The organism is Eikenella sp. NML070372 (assembly GCF_001648415.1).
Lineage (GTDB): Bacteria > Pseudomonadota > Gammaproteobacteria > Burkholderiales > Neisseriaceae > Eikenella > Eikenella exigua.
Genome location: NZ_LXSN01000003.1, coordinates 50292 through 70218 on the forward strand (window position 1 = coordinate 50292; position 19927 = coordinate 70218).

Here is a 19927-nt window from a genome sequence, read left to right on the forward strand (position 1 = left end):
CCCAGCCCTGTCGCCGCCCTTCCCGAGCAGCACAGCTTACGTGTAAGATGCGCAACAGCCTCCTTACCATATCGACATTCATTACCATGCAAGGCAAACCAGACTGGAAACGATACCGGCAGCAGCTGCAGGAAAAACTGCAAGCCCTGCGGCAAAAACAGCAAGCTAAGCCGAACGCCCGGCCATCCAAATGGCGGGGAAACTTGCGCGCTCAGTGGCAGAAACTGCGGGGAAAACTGCGTACCCTGCCGCAGCAAGTGCGTGAAAAACCGCAGCTGTTGGCCGTAGCCGCCGTAGTGGCCGGCTGCCTGCTGCTCGCCTTCGGGCTCTTGGCAGGCGGCAGCCGCAAACATCCCACACCCGCCGCTGAGACTGCGGCTTCACAGGCCTCGGCATCGGCCGCAGGCAGTGCATCCGGCATCGAAACAGCTACTGTGTCGGTTGAGCTGGTTACTCCCGAAGTGTCGGACGGCAATACCGAAGACGACCCGCTCACTGCTGCTGAAGCCAACCCCGAACCGGAGCACGCCCTGCCGCCCACCACTGCCGACCACATGAACCCCGTGTGCGAAACCTATTTCCAACGCGCCCGCGCCTGCTTCCGCCAAGCCCCCGACGGCCAGGCCGATGTACTGTTGCAATCGCTAGAAGCCACACGCGGCGACCTCTCGCAATTAGATGCCGAAGGCTGTGAAGTGGTGAGCCGGCAGTTTGAAGAAATGGTGCAGCAGATGGATTGCGAACAAAAAGCCGCAGACAGCAAACCGGCTAATACCAACCCGCCGCCAGCCAAGCCCGCCGAAACCAAACCTCAAGCCGCTTCGGCAACGCATAAGCGTTGAAGCAAAATGCTCAAAAGGCTACCTGAAATGCTTGATTGGCTTTTCAGGTAGCCTTTTACACAGTTCGTATAGCTAGGGTAATTCACTGCATACTGCGCTGGCTCACTTTACCGTACTGGCTGCGCTGTCTGCGGCTCGCTGCCTGGTATGAATCAATAATTGCCCCAGCTATAACAGGCTACCTGAAAACCTAACCCCCATCAGCCAGCCAAGCCATCCGACCACGAAAAAGGCTGAAACCGCTTATTACGGTTTCAGCCTTTTGCTTTTCAGGTAGCCTTATTCGGCTTCATCCACCTGCTCGTTCACTTGCGCCTCGTGATGCGCCTGCCACTGCGCACGGCGGCTGCGGTGGTAAGTGAGGCCGGTACCGGCCGGAATCAGGCGGCCGACAATAACGTTTTCCTTCAGACCGCGCAGGTCGTCTTTTTTGCCCATGATGGCGGCTTCGGTGAGCACGCGGGTGGTTTCCTGGAAGGAAGCCGCGGAAATGAAGCTGTCGGTAGAGAGCGAAGCCTTGGTGATACCCAGCAGGATATTGTCGAAGCGTGCCGGTTCTTTGCCTTCGGCAACGGCGCGTTCGTTGGCCTGCATCACATCGCCGCGCTCCACCTGCTCGCCGGTGATGAAACCGGTTTCGCCGGCGTCGGCAATGTTCACGCGGCGCAGCATCTGGCGGATGATCACTTCGATGTGCTTATCGGAAATGCGCACACCTTGCAGGCGGTATACTTCTTGCACTTCCTGCACGATGTAGCGTGCCAGCGCTTCGATGCCTTGCAGGCGCAGAATGTCGTGCGGGTCAACCGAGCCGTCCACGATAATCTCGCCGCGATTCACCACTTGGCCGTCGTGCACCAGAATCTGTTTCTCTTTGGAAATCAGAGTTTCGTGTGCCGCACCCTCCAAATCAGTAATCACCAGGCGCTGTTTGCCTTTGGTTTCTTTACCGAAAGACACCGTGCCGGTTACTTCGGCCAGCATGCCGGCATCTTTGGGCACGCGGGCTTCAAACAGCTCGGCCACACGTGGCAGGCCACCAGTAATGTCGCGGGTTTTGGAAGAGGCCTGCGGGATACGCGCCAGTACGTCGCCCTTGCCCACTTCCTGATCTTCGCGCACGGTAATCACCGCACCCACGGGAAAGGCCATGGAAACAGGAGTTTCAGTGCCGGGCATAGTTACCTCTTCGCCGTTCCCATCCAACAGTTTCACGGTGGGGCGCAGCAGCTTGCTGGTGCTGGTGCGGCGTTTACCATCGATCACCACCAAAGTGGAGAGGCCGGTGATTTCGTCAGTTTGACGGGTAACGGTTACGCCTTCTTCCACGTTTTCAAAGCGTACACGGCCGGCGTATTCGGTAATCATCGGGCGAGTGTGCGGATCCCAAGTGGCTAGGGTTTGGCCGGCTTTAACCGCAGAGCCGTCCTGCACCAGCAAAGTGGCGCCGTAGGGCACTTTGTGGCGTTCGCGCTCGCGACCTACTTCGTCGTGAATCACTAACTCACACGAGCGGCCGATGACCACCAACTCGCCTTTGTTGTTGGCTACATAGCGCATCTGGCTGCTGAAGCGGGCAGTGCCGTTGGATTTAGCTTCCACCTGGCTGGCGGCGGCAGCACGGGAGGCGGCACCACCAATGTGGAAGGTACGCATAGTCAACTGTGTGCCGGGCTCACCGATGGATTGGGCGGCAATCACGCCCACGGCTTCGCCGGTGTTCACCAGCTTGCCGCGCGCCAAGTCTCGGCCGTAGCACTTGGCACACAAACCATAGCGGGTCTTACAAGTAATCGGGGTGCGGACTTTCACTTCGTCCACGCCGGAACGGTCGATTAAATCTACCAGCTGCTCGTTGAGTAGGGTTCCGGCCTCCACCAAGGTGGCGCTACTGGAGGGATCCACCACGTCTTGTGCAGTTACGCGGCCCAAAATGCGGTCGCGCAGGGCTTCAATCACATCGCCGCCCTGTACCACAGCTTTCATCACGAAGCCGTCGTTGGTACCACAATCGTCTTCCACTACCACCAAGTCTTGGGTCACGTCCACCAAGCGGCGGGTTAGGTAACCTGAGTTGGCGGTTTTCAGCGCAGTATCGGCCAAACCTTTGCGTGCACCGTGAGTAGCAATAAAGTATTGCAATACGGTGAGGCCTTCGCGGAAGTTTGAGGTAATCGGGGTTTCGATAATCGAACCGTCAGGCTTGGCCATCAGACCACGCATACCGGAAAGCTGTTTAATCTGGGCGGCAGAACCACGTGCACCAGAGTCGGCCATCATGTAGATGGAGTTGAACGACTCCTGGTCCACTTCTTTGCCTTTGCGGTCGATCACTTTCTGTTTGGAAAGATTATCCATCATCGCCTTGGCAATTTTATCGCCGGCACGGCCCCAAATATCCACCACTTTGTTGTAGCGCTCGCCATTGGTAACCAAACCTTGGCGGTATTGATCTTCGATTTCCTTCACTTCGGCGTTGGCTTCGGCCAAGAGTTTGACTTTCTCTTTCGGTACCTCCATATCATCCACGCAGATGGAGATGCCACCTTTGGCTGCAAAGCTGAAACCGGTATACATCAGGTGGTCGGCAAAAATCACCGTATCGCGTAGGCCACACAGGCGGAACGAGGCATTAATCAGGCGCGAGATTTCTTTTTTCTTCAACGCCTTGTTGATGTATTCAAACGGCAGGCCTTTGGGCAGAATTTCGGAAAGCAGGGCACGGCCGACTGTGGTTTCATAGCGCTTGGTAATCGGCTCGAACTCGTCTTGGTCGTCTTTCACCCATTCCTGCAGGCGCACGGTGATTTTGGTGCCCAATTCCACCTGCTTGGTGTAGTAAGCGCGGTGCACTTCTTTCACGTCGGAAAACAGGCTACCTTCGCCTTTACCATTGATTTTGTCGCGAGTCATGTAGTATAGACCCAACACAATATCTTGAGACGGCACGATAATCGGCTCACCATTAGCGGGCGAGAGCACGTTGTTGGAGGCCAGCATCAGAGTGCGGGCTTCCATTTGTGCTTCCAGGCTCAAGGGAACGTGTACGGCCATTTGGTCGCCATCGAAGTCAGCGTTGAACGCGGCGCACACCAAGGGATGCAGCTGGATAGCCTTGCCTTCAATCAAAATTGGCTCAAAAGCCTGAATTCCCAAGCGGTGCAGAGTCGGGGCACGGTTGAGCATAATCGGGTGCTCACGGATGACTTCGTCCAAAATATCCCACACCACCGGCACTTCCTGCTCCACCAGTTTTTTGGCAGCTTTCACGGTAGCCGCCTCGCCGCGCACTTCCAGTTTGTGGAAGATGAACGGTTTGAATAGCTCCAAGGCCATGCGTTTGGGCAGGCCGCACTGGTGCAGGCGCAGGTAGGGGCCGACGGTAATCACAGAACGGCCGGAGTAGTCTACGCGTTTGCCCAACAGGTTTTGGCGGAAGCGGCCGCCTTTGCCTTTAATCATGTCAGCCAGCGATTTGAGCGGGCGTTTGTTGGCGCCGGTCATGGCCTTGCCGCGACGGCCATTATCCAACAGGCTGTCCACCGCTTCCTGCAGCATGCGTTTTTCGTTGCGCACGATGATGTCGGGCGCATGCAGCTCCAGCAGGCGTTTGAGGCGGTTGTTGCGGTTGATGACGCGGCGATAGAGGTCATTCAAATCGGAAGTGGCAAAACGCCCGCCATCCAATGGCACCAACGGACGCAAATCAGGCGGCAGCACGGGCAACACGTCCATAATCATCCACTCCAGCTTCATACCATTGCGCTGAAAGACTTCCAGCACTTTCAGTCGTTTAGCCAGCTTCTTGATTTTAGTTTCGGAGCTGGTGCTTTCCAATTCCTGCCGCAGGATTTCGATTTCGGCCGGCACATCCAATGAGCGCAACAGTTCACGAATGCCTTCGGCACCCATTTTGGCATCGAAGTCTTCGCCGTATTCATCCAGCTTGACGTAGTAGTCTTCTTCAGTCAGCAGCTGGCGGCGTTGCAGCGAGGTCATGCCGGGGTCGGTTACCACAAAGGCTTCGAAATACAGCACACGCTCAATATCGCGCAGGGTCATGTCCAATACCATGCCGAGGCGGGAAGGCAGTGATTTCAAGAACCAAATATGGGCAACAGGTGCAGCCAGCTCAATATGCCCCATGCGCTCGCGACGCACTTTAGAAAGGGTAACTTCCACACCGCATTTTTCGCAGGTTACACCTTTGAACTTCAATCGCTTATATTTTCCACACAAGCATTCGTAGTCTTTTACCGGGCCGAAGATTTTGGCGCAGAATAGGCCGTCGCGCTCGGGTTTGAAGGTACGGTAGTTGATGGTTTCCGGCTTCTTCACTTCACCGTAAGACCAAGAGCGGATGGTTTCGGGCGAGGCAATGCCGATTTTGATGGCATCGAATTCTTCTTCCATGCCGGCAGCTTGCAGGGGGTTAAACAGGTTCGACAGATTCATTTTTGCTCCCAATCAGGATTTTGTATTTTGCTCACTCTACTTCAGACAGCCTTTGAGGCTACCTGAAAAATATGGGCGGGTGGCTTGGCCGGATTCTTGCCCGGCGGCAAACGGCGGCTCGGCGGATATATTGCGCCGGCACAATGGCCGTTTCTATTTTCAGGTAGCCTCAGAGGCTACCTGAAAAGCCCCGTTTAATACCGCTCCATATCGATATCCAAGCCCAGCGAACGGATTTCTTTTACCAACACGTTAAACGATTCGGGCATGCCGGCTTCGATTTTGTGTTCGCCTTTGACGATGTTTTCGTACATCTTCGTACGGCCGGTTACGTCGTCCGATTTCACGGTCAGCATTTCCTGCAGCGTGTAGGCGGCGCCATAGGCTTCCAGAGCCCACACCTCCATCTCACCGAAACGCTGGCCACCGAACTGGGCTTTACCGCCGAGCGGCTGCTGGGTAACGAGCGAGTACGGACCGGTTGAACGGGCGTGCATTTTTTCGTCCACCAAGTGGTGCAGCTTCAGATAGTGCATCACACCCACGGTTACCTTGCGGTCGAACGGTTCGCCGGAACGGCCGTCGTACAGGGTGATTTGGGTCTTGGTGTCGTTGAAGCCCAGTTTCTGCACTTCGGGGTCGTCGCTCGGGTAGGCCAATTCGAGCATGTCGTAGATTTCCTGCTCTTTGGCACCGTCGAACACCGGCGAGGCAAACGTGGCACCGCCCTTGAGGTTTTCGGCCAAAGTGAGGATTTCTTCGTCGCTGAGCGATTTCAGGTTCTCTTTTTTACCGCTGCCGTTATAGAGTTTTTCCAGGAAGGAGCGGATTTCTTTCACTTTGCGCTGTTCGGCCAGCATTTTCTCAATGCGCTGGCCGATACCTTTGGCGGCCCAGCCCAAATGCACTTCCAGAATCTGGCCGATGTTCATACGCGAAGGTACGCCCAGCGGATTGAGCACGATATCTACGGTGCGGCCGTCGGCCATGTAGGGCATGTCTTCCACCGGCAGAATGCGCGATACCACGCCTTTGTTACCGTGGCGGCCGGCCATTTTGTCACCGGCTTGCAGGCGGCGTTTGATGGCGATGAACACTTTGACCATTTTCTGCACACCGGGCGGCAGCTCGTCGCCCTGGGTCATTTTTTTCTTCTTAATTTCGTATTGCTCGTCGGCCTCTTCGCGTTTCTGCTGCAGGCTGAGCTTAATCAATTCAAGCTGTTTGGCCAGCTCTTCGTCTGACAGACGGATGTCGAACCAGTCGTGCTTGCTCGGCAGGGAAGCCAGGTATTCGGCAGTAATTTCTTTGCCTTTGCCCAGTTTCATCGGGCCGCCATTGGCTTTTTGGCCGACAATCATGCGCTCGATACGGTCGAAGGCATCGTTGTCGAAAATACGCAGTTGGTCGTTCAAATCCAGGCGGTAGCGTTTCAACTCGGCATCAATAATGGATTGGGCACGTTTGTCGCGCTGGATGCCTTCGCGGGTGAACACTTGTACGTCGATTACCGTGCCGCTCATGCCGGTGGGCATGCGCAGCGAGGTATCTTTCACGTCGGAGGCTTTTTCACCAAAGATGGCGCGCAGCAGTTTTTCCTCCGGCGTGAGCTGGGTTTCGCCTTTGGGCGTTACTTTGCCCACCAATACGTCGCCTGCTTCCACTTCGGCGCCGATATATACGATGCCGCTTTCGTCCAAACGGTTTTGCATGCGTTCAGACAGGTTGGGAATATCGCGGGTGATTTCTTCCGCACCCAGCTTGGTGTCACGCGCCACCACATTGAGCTCTTCGATGTGGATGGAGGTGTAGCGGTCGGCGGCAGCCACTTTCTCGGAAATCAAAATCGAGTCTTCGTAGTTGTAGCCGTTCCAAGGCATGAAGGCGATGGTCATGTTCTGGCCAAGCGCAAGTTCGCCCAAGTCGGTAGAAGCGCCGTCGGCAATCAAATCGCCGCGCTGCAACACATCGCCGGCTTTCACTGCCGGGCGCTGGTTAATGTTGGTGGATTGGTTGGAGCGGGTGAATTTCACCAGGTTGTAGATATCCACACCCACTTCGCCCGCTACGGTTTCTTCGTCGTGTACGCGGACCACGATACGGTTGGCATCCACGTATTCCACCACGCCGCCGCGGCGGGCCACGATAGCGGTGGCAGAGTCCACAGCCACGGAGCGCTCGATGCCGGTGCCGACCAACGGTTTTTCGGCACGCAGGCAGGGCACGGCCTGACGTTGCATGTTGGCACCCATCAAGGCGCGGTTGGCGTCATCGTGCTCCAAGAAGGGAATCAGCGAGGCGGCAACGGATACCACTTGGCCGGTGGCTACGTCCATATACTGCACGCGGTCGGCGCTGGCCATGATGGTTTCGCCTTTTTCGCGGCAGGTAATCAAATCGCCTTTCAGGTAGCCTTTCTTATCCACTTCGGCGTTGGCCTGCGCAATCACATAACGGCCTTCTTCGATGGCAGACAGATAGTCGATTTCATCGGTAACTTTACCATCCACCACGCGGCGGTACGGAGTTTCCAAGAAGCCGTAATCGTTGGTGCGGGCATAAACCGATAATGAGTTAATCAAGCCGATGTTCGGGCCTTCAGGCGTTTCAATCGGGCACACGCGGCCATAGTGGGTCGGGTGTACGTCGCGCACTTCGAACCCAGCACGTTCACGGGTCAGGCCGCCCGGGCCGAGTGCAGATACACGGCGTTTATGGGTTACTTCCGACAGCGGATTGGTCTGATCCATAAACTGTGATAGTTGGCTGGAGCCGAAAAATTCTTTAATCGCAGCCGATACCGGTTTGGCGTTGATCAAATCGGTCGGCATCAGGTTGTCGGCCTCCGCCTGATTCAGGCGCTCTTTTACCGCACGTTCTACACGGGCTAAACCGGAGCGGAACTGGTTTTCGGTCAATTCGCCCACGGAACGCACGCGGCGGTTACCCAGGTGGTCGATATCATCCACTTCGCCATGGCCGTTGCGCAACTCAACCAGCGTGGCAATGGAGGCAACAATGTCTTCCGTGCTAAGAATAAACCCGCCTTTTTCAGCTGCACCGGCCAGGGTTTCGTTTAACAGACGGCCATACCAAGACCGCTGCTGGTCTTCAGACAGTTTTTGCTCATAGGTGCGGGTATTGAATTTCATGCGGCCAACGCGCGACAGGTCATAGCTGGCCTCATTAAAGAACAGGCGATCAAACAGCATTTCTACTGCTTCTTCGGTGGGCGGTTCGCCAGGGCGCATCATGCGGTAAATGGCAATACGTGCGGCCATTTGGTCAGTAGTTTCATCTATTTGCAACGTAGAGGAAATATAGCCTCCATACCCCAACTCGCTGATATATAAGGTTTGGATTTCACTCACACCCTGAATTTCCAACTGTGCCAGCAATTCTTCGGTAATTTCGCTATTGGCTGGTGCCAGAATTTCACCGGTATCGGGTACGATAACGTCTTTAGCCAGCATTTTGCCGATCAAAGCCTCGGCATCCACCCGTAAGCGCTTCAAGCCAGCTTTCTCAATATCACGCAACCCTTTGGCGGTAACTCGCTTGCCCGCGGCAACCAGCACCTTGCCGTCCGCATCGTAAATATCGGTTTTCACGGTTTCACCCTTTAAACGCGACAAAACCAGCTCGGTCTCCACACCATCTTTGCTTAGGTAAAATGTTTCTTTGTCATAGAAGGTATCCAAGATCTGCTCAGCGCTGTATCCCAATGCTTTCAGCAAAATGGTTACTGGCATTTTGCGACGGCGGTCGATACGGAAATAGAGCAAGTCTTTCGGGTCAAACTCCAAATCTAGCCATGAGCCGCGATAGGGGATGATGCGGGCAGAAAACAGCAGCTTGCCTGAAGAATGGGTTTTACCCCGGTCATGCTCGAAAAACACGCCCGGAGAGCGGTGCAGCTGAGACACAATGACACGCTCAGTGCCGTTAATAATGAATGAACCATAAGGAGTCATCAGCGGGATTTCGCCCATATAAACTTCATTCTCGCGCACTTCTTTCACCACATTAGGCTTGGAAGATTCTTTATCTAAAATCACCAAGCGAATTCGGGCTCGTAAAGGGGCGGCATAAGTAATGCCACGCAGTTGGCATTCAGCAATATCAAATAAAGGTTCACCTAAGATGTAATGAGTAAATTCCAACCGAGAATATCCATTGTGGCTCACAATCGGGAAAATAGAATTAAATGCGGCCTGCAAGCCTTCATCCAAGCGCTTATCGAAAGCAGTTTCCTGCTGGAGAAATTTGTGGTAAGACCCCAGCTGGGTAGCCAACAAATACGGCACTTCCAACACGCTATCGCGTTTGGCAAAACTCTTTCGGATACGCTTTTTTTCGGTAACTGAATAACTCATTGTTGAACACTCCAGATAATGAGAAAGGTTGACTCCAACTTGAACAGCAGCAATATCCGCCGCCACCTGAAATTTGCATATATTTGCCATTTGAGTGGCGGTATACGGTAAATATATGCAAATTATTATTTATTCCCAATCTCCAAGCAAAACAAGGCTGGCAGAAACCTGCCAGCCTGTTAGCAAGAAAATACTTATTTGATTTCCACTTTGGCACCAGCTTCTTCCAGCTGTTTCTTGATTTCTTCAGCTTCAGCAGGAGTAACGCCTTCTTTGATGGTTTTCGGAGCACCGTCAACCATATCTTTGGCTTCTTTCAAGCCCAAGCCAGTAATGGCACGAACCACTTTAATCACGCCTACTTTCTGATCACCAGCAGCAGCCAAAATTACGTCTACCTCAGACTTAGCTTCAGCTTCACCACCAGCAGCACCAGAGCCAGCAGCAATAGCAACGGCAGCGGCAGAAACGCCAAACTTGGTTTCAAATTCTTTTACCAAGTCGTTCAACTCCATTACAGTCAAACCGCCAATTGCTTCCAAAATGTCTTCTTTAGTAATAGCCATGCTATCAAACTCCTAAATTTAATGAATAAGTAAAATATAAATAATGGTTAAGCAGATGCTTCTTCAGCAGCTTTTTTCTCAGCCAGAGCAGCCAAGCCGCGAGCCATGCCAGACAATGGAGCCTGCATGAGGAACAGCAATTTGGACAGCAATTCTTCACGACTCGGAATTGCAGCCAGCTGACCCACCTGAGCGGCATCCATCACCGCACCGTCATAAGAGCCTGCTTTAATGATCAGCTTCTCATCTTTTTCAGAGAATTGGTGCAACACTTTTGCAGCAGCTACAGCATCTTCAGATGCTGCATATACCAACGGGCCAACCATATGTTCGGCTAACCCTGCAAAAGGGGTGCCTTCTACCGCACGACGAGCCAACGTGTTTTTCAAAACACGCAAGTACACACCTTCCTTACGTGCATTGGCACGCAATTCGGTCATGCTAGCAACGCTGATACCGCGGTATTCGGCAAGCACCATGGTCTGAGCATTGCCGATACCGGCAACAATCTCTTCCACAACTGCTTTTTTAGTTTCAATACTAAGACTCAAGGTCTACCTCCTACTGTTTATCAAAGAATGTCTAATGACATCCACCAGTTCGGCAACCTGAAAAGACATTTTGCAAGCAATTGCTTGCTCATAATCTCAGGACCACCGTCTACGTAGGGTAAAATATTAAATCTTACGATCCCTACGGTCTTGGACTCTACTTACAATCAAGCATAAGCAGTCCATATTTCAGGTAGCCTCAGCAACCCGCAAAGGCTACCTGAAAATTTCTTTTAACTAGACACGCTACCAACATCTACACGGACACCAGGTCCCATAGTGCTAGATAATGCGATTTTCTTCAGATATTGGCCTTTGGTAGCAGCGGGCTTCGCCTTTACTACCGCATCCAACAAAGTATTAAAGTTTTCGCGCAAATCAGCCGCCGCAAAAGAAGCACGACCAATTGTGGCATGCACCACACCAGCCTTATCAGTGCGATACTGAACCTGACCAGCTTTTGCATTACGCACAGCCTCTGCCACATTTGGCGTAACCGTGCCCACCTTCGGATTTGGCATTAAACCGCGCGGCCCCAAGATAGTACCTAACTGACCAACGATACGCATCGCATCAGGAGAGGCAATAACAACATCAAAATCTAAATTTCCTGCTTTTACTTCTGCGGCCAGATCCTCAAACCCAACCACATCAGCCCCCGCTTCTTTTGCTGCCTCAACATTGGCACCTTGAGTAAATACTGCCACATGAACAGTCTTACCAGTACCTTTGGGCAACACAACAGACCCACGGATTACTTGATCAGATTTACGCGAATCCACGCCCAAATTGATAGCAACATCAACAGACTCATCAAATTTGGCTGTAGCAGTCTTCTTTACCAACTCAATTGCTTCATCAATTGAGTAATGTACATTTGAGTCAATAGAAGAGCGTAAACCTTGGAAACGTTTAGATAACTTAGCCATTACACACCCTCCACATCCAAGCCCATGGAACGGGCAGAACCAGCGATAGTACGAACTGCTGCATCCAAATCAGCTGCAGTCAAATCAGGCTCTTTAGTCTTGGCAATTTCTTCCAACTGAGCACGGGTAACTTTACCCACCTTACTGGTCAGCGGATTTGAACTACCTTTCTGCAAACCAGCAGCCTTCTTCAGCAAAATACTGGCCGGAGGAGTCTTCATTACAAACGTAAAAGACTTATCCGCAAACGCAGTAATTACTACAGGAATAGGCAACCCAGGCTCCACATTTTGTGTAGCCGCATTAAATGCCTTACAAAATTCCATAATATTTAAACCACGCTGGCCCAGTGCCGGACCAACTGGAGGAGAAGGATTAGCCTTCCCTGCAGGAATCTGCAACTTGATATAACCTACAATTTTCTTTGCCACATTTAGCTCCTAAATAACGGGTAATACGCAGAAATTCTGCTCCCCAAGATAAGCCGTGCATTATAAATAAAATCTTGCTTATTGCCAAGCAATCAGGCTAAATTTTCTCCACCTGACTAAAATCTAACTCAACGGGTGTTTCTCGCCCAAAAATTTGAACCAGAACTCGCAACTTATTACGTTCATAATCCACAACATCAACCAACCCGTTAAAATCAGAAAATGGGCCTTCACTTACCCTAATCTGCTGTCCCACCACAAACTCAACTCGCGGCCTAGGCCTTTTCTCAGAACCAGCAACATCCGACACTTGGGACATGATCGCATCAACTTCTCGCTGAGAAATTGGCAAGGGCCTATTAGCCGTACCTCCAATAAACCCATTAACCCTGGGCGTACTCTTAACCAAGTGCCATGACTCATCCGTCATTTCCATCTCTATTAACACATAACCTGGAAAAAATTTACGCTCACTAACCGTCTTCCGGCCATTCTTAATACCAACAACTTCCTCAACTGGCACCAGAATCTGACCAAAAAGCCCCTCCATCCCCTCTCTCGCAATCCGCTCCTTTAAAGTTTTCTGAACATTCTTTTCAAATCCAGAATATGCTTGGATAACATACCAATCTTTAGCCATTTTCTCGACACCCCCTGCAAATTACGTACTTTGCGTAAATAACCACACTAAAAAAGAATCTACCAGCCACAAGAATAAAGTCAGCACAGCCGTGAACACTAAAACAAAAAATGTATTCCGCCAAGCCTCATTTTTAGGCGGCCAAACAACTTTCTTAATTTCTACAACAGAATCTTTGATATATCGAATTAAACTAGGACTGGCATCACACCAAAAGAGAACAATTAATCCAGACAGCAACAACGGAACTCCTAAAATAACGCCTCGCACATACAGCGGCTGTTGGGACAAAAATGAAAAGCCAATCGCCCCCCCGGCAACTAAGGCGGCTGCCAAACATAATTTAGCGACATTTTCTCTTCCAGTCTTTCGCTGAACACCCCGCCTTCGATCACGCAACTCTTGGCGAGACTGTTTCAGCGAGGCTACCGCCATCTCTTTTACCTTCTGCTTACGATCACTCATTTGCAACCACCCTAAATTTCATATTTTTCTATTTAATATAAAACAAAAGACTAACCGGTTGGCCGGTTAGTCTTTCTTTTGGCAGGCCAGGAGGGTCTCGAACCCCCAACCCTCGGTTTTGGAGACCGATACTCTACCAATTGAGCTACTGGCCTCTACCCTTTAAGCAATCACGGAAGCCACCACACCGGCACCTACCGTACGACCACCTTCGCGAATTGCAAAGCGCAGGCCTTCTTCCATAGCAATCGGAGCAATCAACTCTACGATGATTGTTACGTTCTCACCGGGCATGACCATTTCCACACCAGGCTCCAGCTCTACGGCACCGGTTACGTCAGTGGTACGGAAGTAGAATTGGGGGCGGTAGTTGGCAAAGAACGGGGTGTGACGACCTCCTTCTTCTTTGCTCAGCACATATACTTCGGCTTTGAATTTGGTATGCGGGGTAATAGTGCCGGGTTTGGCCAACACTTGCCCGCGCTCCACTTCTTCGCGTTTGGTACCACGCAGCAGTACTCCTACGTTATCGCCTGCCCGGCCTTCGTCCAACAACTTACGGAACATTTCCACACCGGTACAGGTAGTTTGCTGGGTGGGTTTCAGACCAACGATTTCGATCTCTTCACCCACCTTGATAATACCGCGCTCTACACGACCGGTTACCACGGTACCGCGACCAGAGATAGAGAATACGTCTTCAATCGGCAACAGGAAAGGTTTGTCTACGGCGCGCTGGGGAGTGGGGATGTAGCTATCTAGGGCGGCGGCCAGTTCGAAGATTTTTTCTTTGTAGCCAGCATCGCCCTCGAGGGCTTTGAGGGCGGAACCTTGTACGATCGGGCAGTCGTCGCCGGGGAAATCATAGCTGGAGAGCAGATCGCGGACTTCCATCTCAACCAGTTCGAGCAGTTCGGCATCATCTACCATATCGCATTTGTTCATAAATACGAGAATGTAGGGTACGCCTACCTGACGGGCAAGCAGGATGTGTTCGCGGGTCTGCGGCATGGGACCATCGGCAGCGGACACCACCAGGATAGCGCCGTCCATCTGGGCAGCACCGGTAATCATGTTTTTTACATAGTCGGCGTGACCAGGACAATCTACGTGAGCATAGTGACGGGTCTCGGTTTCATATTCTACGTGAGCAGTGTTAATGGTAATACCGCGGGCTTTTTCTTCCGGGGCGTTGTCAATCTGGTCATAAGCCTTGGCCTGACCACCGAATTTTTCGGCCAAAATGGTGGTCAATGCTGCTGTCAGTGTGGTCTTACCATGGTCAACGTGACCAATGGTACCAACGTTTACGTGCGGTTTGCTACGTTCGAATTTTTCCTTAGCCATGGCAATTTCCTATGTAGTTAAACAAGTAAAAAATGAGGTGGTGCCCATGGGCAGATTTGAACTGCCGACCTCTCCCTTACCAAGGGAGTGCTCTACCCCTGAGCTACATGGGCTTTAAAAATTTATTGGAGCGGGCGAAGGGAATCGAACCCTCACTGTAAGCTTGGAAGGCTTCTGCTCTACCATTGAGCTACACCCGCCCTTAATGCCCCAAGCAATAGCAATAATAATTGGTGGTGGGAGAAGGATTCGAACCTTCGAAGCTCTCGCAACAGATTTACAGTCTGCCCCCTTTGACCGCTCGGGAATCCCACCAAAAGAGAGAATCAATATAGCGGTTTCCCCAACCGCTCGTCAAGCAAAATTTGCCCGTCTTTCTAAAATTAACTGCAAATCAGTATTTTTAATTGGAATTCTAGCTTATCCCCCTTTCAACAAAATAATCTTTTCATACTTAGCACGCAGCTGTTCTTCAGTTTCTGGATGCTCTTCATCAATCAAAATACAGTCCACCGGACACACCTGCTGGCATTGTGGCTCATCGTAATGTCCAATACACTGCGTGCACAGATTCGAATCAATCTCGTAAATTTCCTCACCCTGTGAAATGGCATCATTTGGGCACTCCGGTTCACACACATCACAATTGATACACTCATCGGTAATAACAAGAGACATGCTTTCCTCTTAATATTTATTCTTCTAAAATTATCCAAAATTAAAAGGTAAAATTATAGCATAAGCCCTCCTTCAGGCAGCCTACACCCTTAGCAAGGCATAAAATTTTCTTCTTTGATAACAATTATTAAAGCCACTTATTCTCACTCCTTCTTGAGCAGTGCATACTTACTCAGGCCCGATCGTCCTACGTTCAATTCCAACAAATAATCAGGCCAAACAGGCAAATCTCCTGCTTCAACATATATATATGCACCACTATGCAAATGCCGCTGCAAGCGCATAAACAGTTTAGCCCATTCTCGCCAAGTAAATGGCGGATCTAAAAACACCACATCAAACTGCTCATGTGTTTTTGACAAATATTCAAAAGCATCAAGTGTTCGGACTTCCATCTTTTCGGATAGTCTCAATTCTTGTATTTGCTGTTGTAAACTTGCTGCAGTCCGCCGATTATTTTCTACCAGCACAACCCGTTTCACCCCTCTCGAAATAGCCTCAAAGCCCAGCGCCCCGCTACCGGCAAATAAGTCCAGCACCGTTCGGCCTGTTAACTCGTGTCTCAACCAGTTGAATAAACGTTCACGCACGCTATCGGCGGTTGGACGTAGACCTTCTGCATCTGCAAATCGGATTTTCCGCCCACGCTGCTCACCGCCAATGATGCGGATTTGATTTTTGTGTTTGTTGTGCATGTTGTGTTTTTGCATATCTATTCCACAAAGAATACGTATAATCCATAGCTGGTTATTTTTAATGATACAGCTAAACATTCACTTTTTCATATAGTGTCAATTTACTTTACCTTGTCAAGTAAAACTCTTAACCACAAAAAGCCGAACAGAGACTCCGTTCGGCTTCGATATTATCTGCAAGTAGATTACTGAACCTTGATTTCCACATCCACCCCGGCCGGCAAATCCAGCTTCATCAATGCATCGGTAGTTTTATCAGTCCAATCTACAATATCCATCAAACGCAGATGAGTACGGATCTCCAACTGCTCACGTGAGGTTTTGTTCACGTGCGGAGAACGTAGGATATTGAAACGCTCGATTTTGGTCGGTAGCGGGATCGGACCTTTTACTACAGCACCAGTGCGCTTGGCGGTTTCAACGATTTCCTGAGCAGAACGGTCAATCAGGCTGTAATCATAAGCTTTCAGACGGATACGGATTTTTTGATTTGCCATTTACTCGATATCCTTCTTTAAGCAATCACGGAAGCCACCACACCGGCACCTACCGTACGACCACCTTCGCGAATTGCAAAGCGCAGGCCTTCTTCCATAGCAATCGGAGCAATCAACTCTACGATGATTGTTACGTTCTCACCGGGCATGACCATTTCCACACCAGGCTCCAGCTCTACGGCACCGGTTACGTCAGTGGTACGGAAGTAGAATTGGGGGCGGTAGTTGGCAAAGAACGGGGTGTGACGACCTCCTTCTTCTTTGCTCAGCACATATACTTCGGCTTTGAATTTGGTATGCGGGGTAATAGTGCCGGGTTTGGCCAACACTTGCCCGCGCTCCACTTCTTCGCGTTTGGTACCACGCAGCAGTACTCCTACGTTATCGCCTGCCCGGCCTTCGTCCAACAACTTACGGAACATTTCCACACCGGTACAGGTAGTTTGCTGGGTGGGTTTCAGACCAACGATTTCGATCTCTTCACCCACCTTGATAATACCGCGCTCTACACGACCGGTTACCACGGTACCGCGACCAGAGATAGAGAATACGTCTTCAATCGGCAACAGGAAAGGTTTGTCTACGGCGCGCTGGGGAGTGGGGATGTAGCTATCTAGGGCGGCGGCCAGTTCGAAGATTTTTTCTTTGTAGCCAGCATCGCCCTCGAGGGCTTTGAGGGCGGAACCTTGTACGATCGGGCAGTCGTCGCCGGGGAAATCATAGCTGGAGAGCAGATCGCGGACTTCCATCTCAACCAGTTCGAGCAGTTCGGCATCATCTACCATATCGCATTTGTTCATAAATACGAGAATGTAGGGTACGCCTACCTGACGGGCAAGCAGGATGTGTTCGCGGGTCTGCGGCATGGGACCATCGGCAGCGGACACCACCAGGATAGCGCCGTCCATCTGGGCAGCACCGGTAATCATGTTTTTTACATAGTCGGCGTGACCAGGACAATCTACGTGAGCATAGTGACGGGTCTCGGTTTCATATTCTACGTGAGCAGTGTTAATGGTAATACCGCGGGCTTTTTCTTCCGGGGCGTTGTCAATCTGGTCATAAGCCTTGGCCTGACCACCGAATTTTTCGGCCAAAATGGTGGTCAATGCTGCTGTCAGTGTGGTCTTACCATGGTCAACGTGACCAATGGTACCAACGTTTACGTGCGGTTTGCTACGTTCGAATTTTTCCTTAGCCATGAGCTAATTCCTTTTCATATAAAGATCGATTATAAAGAACAAAAGCTACCTGAAAATCGGCTTCATCACCTGAAATGGTTTTCAGGTAGCCTGTAAACGGCTGCCCATCTCAACGGACAGCCTAGATTGCAAAGTTAACCTTTGCGGTCTGCTACAACTTTCTCTGCTACATGAGCCGGAGCTTCTGCATATTTCTTGAACTCCATGGTGTAGGTGGCACGACCCTGGGTAGCTGAACGCAGGTCGGTTGAGTAACCGAACATTTCAGCCAACGGTACTTCGGCACGAACTTTCTTACCGCCAATACCGTCGTCGTCCATACCCAGTACGATGCCGCGGCGACGGTTCAAGTCGCCCATCACATCGCCCATGTATTCTTCCGGGGTTTCCACTTCTACAGCCATAATCGGCTCCAGCAGAACCGGAGCGGCCTTACGCATACCGTCTTTGAATGCCATAGAAGCGGCCAATTCAAACGCGATTTGCGAAGAGTCCACATCGTGGTAAGAACCGAAAGTCAGACGAACGCGGACGTCCACCACCGGATAACCGGCCACGATACCGTTTTGCAGCGTATCACGGATACCTTTATCGACAGACGGAATGAATTCGCGAGGAATCACACCACCTTTGATTTCATCGACAAATTCGTAGCCTGCGCCGCCCGGCTCCATCGGTTCCATTTTGATCACAACGTGACCATACTGACCTTTACCGCCAGACTGTTTAACGTGCTTAGCTTCGGATTCCACTTCTTTGCGGATGGTTTCGCGGTAGGCTACCTGCGGTGCACCCACATTAGCTTCCACACCAAACTCACGCTTCATGCGGTCCACGATAATTTCCAAGTGCAGCTCGCCCATGCCGGAAATAATGGTTTGGCCAGATTCTTCATCAGTGCGCACACGGAAAGACGGGTCTTCTTTAGCCAAACGGTTCAGGGCGATACCCATTTTCTCTTGGTCGGCCTTAGTTTTCGGCTCAACGGCAATGTGGATTACCGGCTCGGGGAATTCCATGCGTTCCAAGATAATCGGGGCATTTTCTGCACACAGAGTTTCACCAGTGGTTACGTCTTTCAAACCAATAGCAGCAGCGATGTCACCAGCACGCACTTCTTCAATCTCAGTACGATCAGCGGCAGTCATCTGCACCAAACGGCCGATACGCTCGCGAGTGCCTTTAACAGAGTTCAGTACAGTGTCGCCAGATTTCACCACACCAGAGTAAACACGGATAAAGGTCAGCTGACCAACATATTTGTCATTCAGCATCTTGAAAGCCAAAGCGGAGAATTTCTCGTCGTCGCTGGCTTGGCGGCTGTCGGCTTCTCCGGTATCAGGGTTAACACCTTGAACCGGAGGAATGTCGGTCGGAGCGGGCAACAGTTCCACCACAGCATCCAACATACGCTGAACACCTTTGTTTTTAAATGCAGAACCGCACAGCATCGGCTGGATCTCACCGGCCAACGTACGCTGACGCAGCGCACCAACGATTTCTTCTTCAGACAGCTCTTCACCGCCCAAGTATTTGTCCATCAGTTCTTCGCTGGCTTCAGCTGCGGCTTCAATCATATTCTGACGCCACTCTTCGGCAGTCGGAACCAAATCCGCCGGGATATCGGCATATTCGAAAGTTACGCCTTTGTCGGCCTCATTCCAAATAATGGCTCTCATCTTCAGCAAGTCCACCACGCCTTCGAATTTATCCTCGGCACCCACCGGAATCACGATCGGCACGGGATTGGCGCGCAGACGGGTTTTCATCTGCTCAACCACGCGGAAGAAGTTGGCACCTTGACGGTCCATTTTGTTTACGAATGCCAAACGCGGAACTTGGTATTTGTTGGCTTGGCGCCACACGGTTTCAGACTGAGGCTGAACACCACCTACCGCACAGTAAACCATTACCGCGCCGTCCAATACACGCATAGAACGCTCCACCTCTACGGTGAAGTCAACGTGTCCGGGGGTATCAATGATGTTGAAGCGATGCTCAGGGAACTGCTTCGCCATACCAGACCAATAGGAAGTTACGGCAGCAGAGGTAATGGTAATACCACGCTCTTGCTCTTGTTCCATGTAGTCGGTAGTAGCCGCACCGTCATGCACTTCGCCCAACTTGTGGGTTAGGCCGGTGTAGAACAAAATACGTTCGGTAGTTGTGGTTTTACCCGCATCGATGTGGGCAGAAATACCGATATTACGGTACAAATTAATCGGGGTTTTACGAGCCATTTCAATCGCCTTT

General features: G+C 51.3%; 15 protein-coding genes and 4 tRNA genes. 1 reads left to right on the plus strand and 18 read right to left on the minus strand.

Translation table 11 applies throughout. From position 1 onward, the window contains the following. The first annotated feature begins 47 nt into the window (after window positions 1–47). A complete protein-coding gene (locus tag A7P97_RS00490) occupies window positions 48–842 on the plus strand; it encodes a DUF5339 domain-containing protein (protein ID WP_067529885.1) in 795 nt (264 codons plus the stop codon). 279 nt (window positions 843–1121) lie between these two features. Here the strand turns inward: A7P97_RS00490 and rpoC are convergent, their stop codons facing one another. The 18 genes from rpoC to fusA form a co-directional block, all read right to left on the minus strand. Next, window positions 1122–5297, minus strand: coding sequence for a DNA-directed RNA polymerase subunit beta' (gene rpoC / locus A7P97_RS00495; protein ID WP_067529886.1), 4176 nt, complete (start codon window positions 5295–5297; stop codon window positions 1122–1124). Between the two features lie 194 nt (window positions 5298–5491). Continuing rightward, window positions 5492–9673: a DNA-directed RNA polymerase subunit beta gene (rpoB, locus tag A7P97_RS00500; RefSeq protein WP_067529887.1), complete on the minus strand. Its 4182-nt coding sequence runs from the start codon at window positions 9671–9673 to the stop codon at window positions 5492–5494. Window positions 9674–9867: 194 nt separating this feature from the next. Continuing rightward, window positions 9868–10239, minus strand: coding sequence for a 50S ribosomal protein L7/L12 (gene rplL / locus A7P97_RS00505; RefSeq protein ID WP_067529888.1), 372 nt, complete (start codon window positions 10237–10239; stop codon window positions 9868–9870). Between the two features lie 47 nt (window positions 10240–10286). Then, entirely contained in the window at window positions 10287–10790 is a 504-nt protein-coding gene (gene rplJ / locus A7P97_RS00510) for a 50S ribosomal protein L10 (RefSeq protein ID WP_067529889.1), read from the minus strand. A gap of 233 nt (window positions 10791–11023) precedes the next feature. Then, entirely contained in the window at window positions 11024–11719 is a 696-nt protein-coding gene (gene rplA / locus A7P97_RS00515) for a 50S ribosomal protein L1 (RefSeq protein WP_067529890.1), read from the minus strand. Then, window positions 11719–12150, minus strand: coding sequence for a 50S ribosomal protein L11 (gene rplK, locus A7P97_RS00520; protein WP_035573849.1), 432 nt, complete (start codon window positions 12148–12150; stop codon window positions 11719–11721). The genes rplA and rplK overlap by 1 nt, the downstream gene beginning before the upstream one ends. Before the next feature lie 97 nt (window positions 12151–12247). Next, window positions 12248–12790: a transcription termination/antitermination protein NusG gene (gene nusG, locus A7P97_RS00525; RefSeq protein ID WP_067529891.1), complete on the minus strand. Its 543-nt coding sequence runs from the start codon at window positions 12788–12790 to the stop codon at window positions 12248–12250. Between the two features lie 21 nt (window positions 12791–12811). Continuing rightward, window positions 12812–13255, minus strand: a complete 444-nt coding sequence (gene secE, locus A7P97_RS00530; RefSeq protein WP_082887549.1) for a preprotein translocase subunit SecE — start codon at window positions 13253–13255, stop codon at window positions 12812–12814. Window positions 13256–13334: 79 nt separating this feature from the next. After that, window positions 13335–13410 (minus strand) — tRNA-Trp (locus A7P97_RS00535). Between the two features lie 7 nt (window positions 13411–13417). Next, a complete protein-coding gene (gene tuf, locus A7P97_RS00540) occupies window positions 13418–14602 on the minus strand; it encodes an elongation factor Tu (RefSeq protein WP_067596288.1) in 1185 nt (394 codons plus the stop codon). A 38-nt stretch (window positions 14603–14640) separates the two neighbouring features. Next, a tRNA-Thr gene (locus tag A7P97_RS00545) sits at window positions 14641–14715 on the minus strand. 13 nt (window positions 14716–14728) lie between these two features. Further along, window positions 14729–14802 (minus strand) — tRNA-Gly (locus A7P97_RS00550). A gap of 31 nt (window positions 14803–14833) precedes the next feature. After that, a tRNA-Tyr gene (locus A7P97_RS00555) sits at window positions 14834–14917 on the minus strand. A gap of 105 nt (window positions 14918–15022) precedes the next feature. Next, window positions 15023–15280, minus strand: coding sequence for a YfhL family 4Fe-4S dicluster ferredoxin (locus A7P97_RS00560; protein ID WP_067442337.1), 258 nt, complete (start codon window positions 15278–15280; stop codon window positions 15023–15025). 143 nt (window positions 15281–15423) lie between these two features. Then, on the minus strand, window positions 15424–15990 hold the full coding sequence (gene rsmD / locus A7P97_RS00565) for a 16S rRNA (guanine(966)-N(2))-methyltransferase RsmD (RefSeq protein WP_067530073.1): 567 nt from the start codon (window positions 15988–15990) through the stop codon (window positions 15424–15426). A gap of 170 nt (window positions 15991–16160) precedes the next feature. After that, window positions 16161–16472 carry a 30S ribosomal protein S10 gene (rpsJ, locus tag A7P97_RS00570; RefSeq protein WP_002642322.1) on the minus strand — a complete coding sequence of 104 codons (312 nt, stop codon included), beginning with the start codon at window positions 16470–16472 and terminating at the stop codon, window positions 16161–16163. Window positions 16473–16489: 17 nt separating this feature from the next. Beyond that, window positions 16490–17674, minus strand: coding sequence for an elongation factor Tu (gene tuf, locus A7P97_RS00575; RefSeq protein ID WP_067596288.1), 1185 nt, complete (start codon window positions 17672–17674; stop codon window positions 16490–16492). Between the two features lie 134 nt (window positions 17675–17808). Continuing rightward, entirely contained in the window at window positions 17809–19914 is a 2106-nt protein-coding gene (fusA, locus tag A7P97_RS00580; protein ID WP_067529894.1) for an elongation factor G, read from the minus strand. Window positions 19915–19927 lie beyond the last annotated feature (13 nt).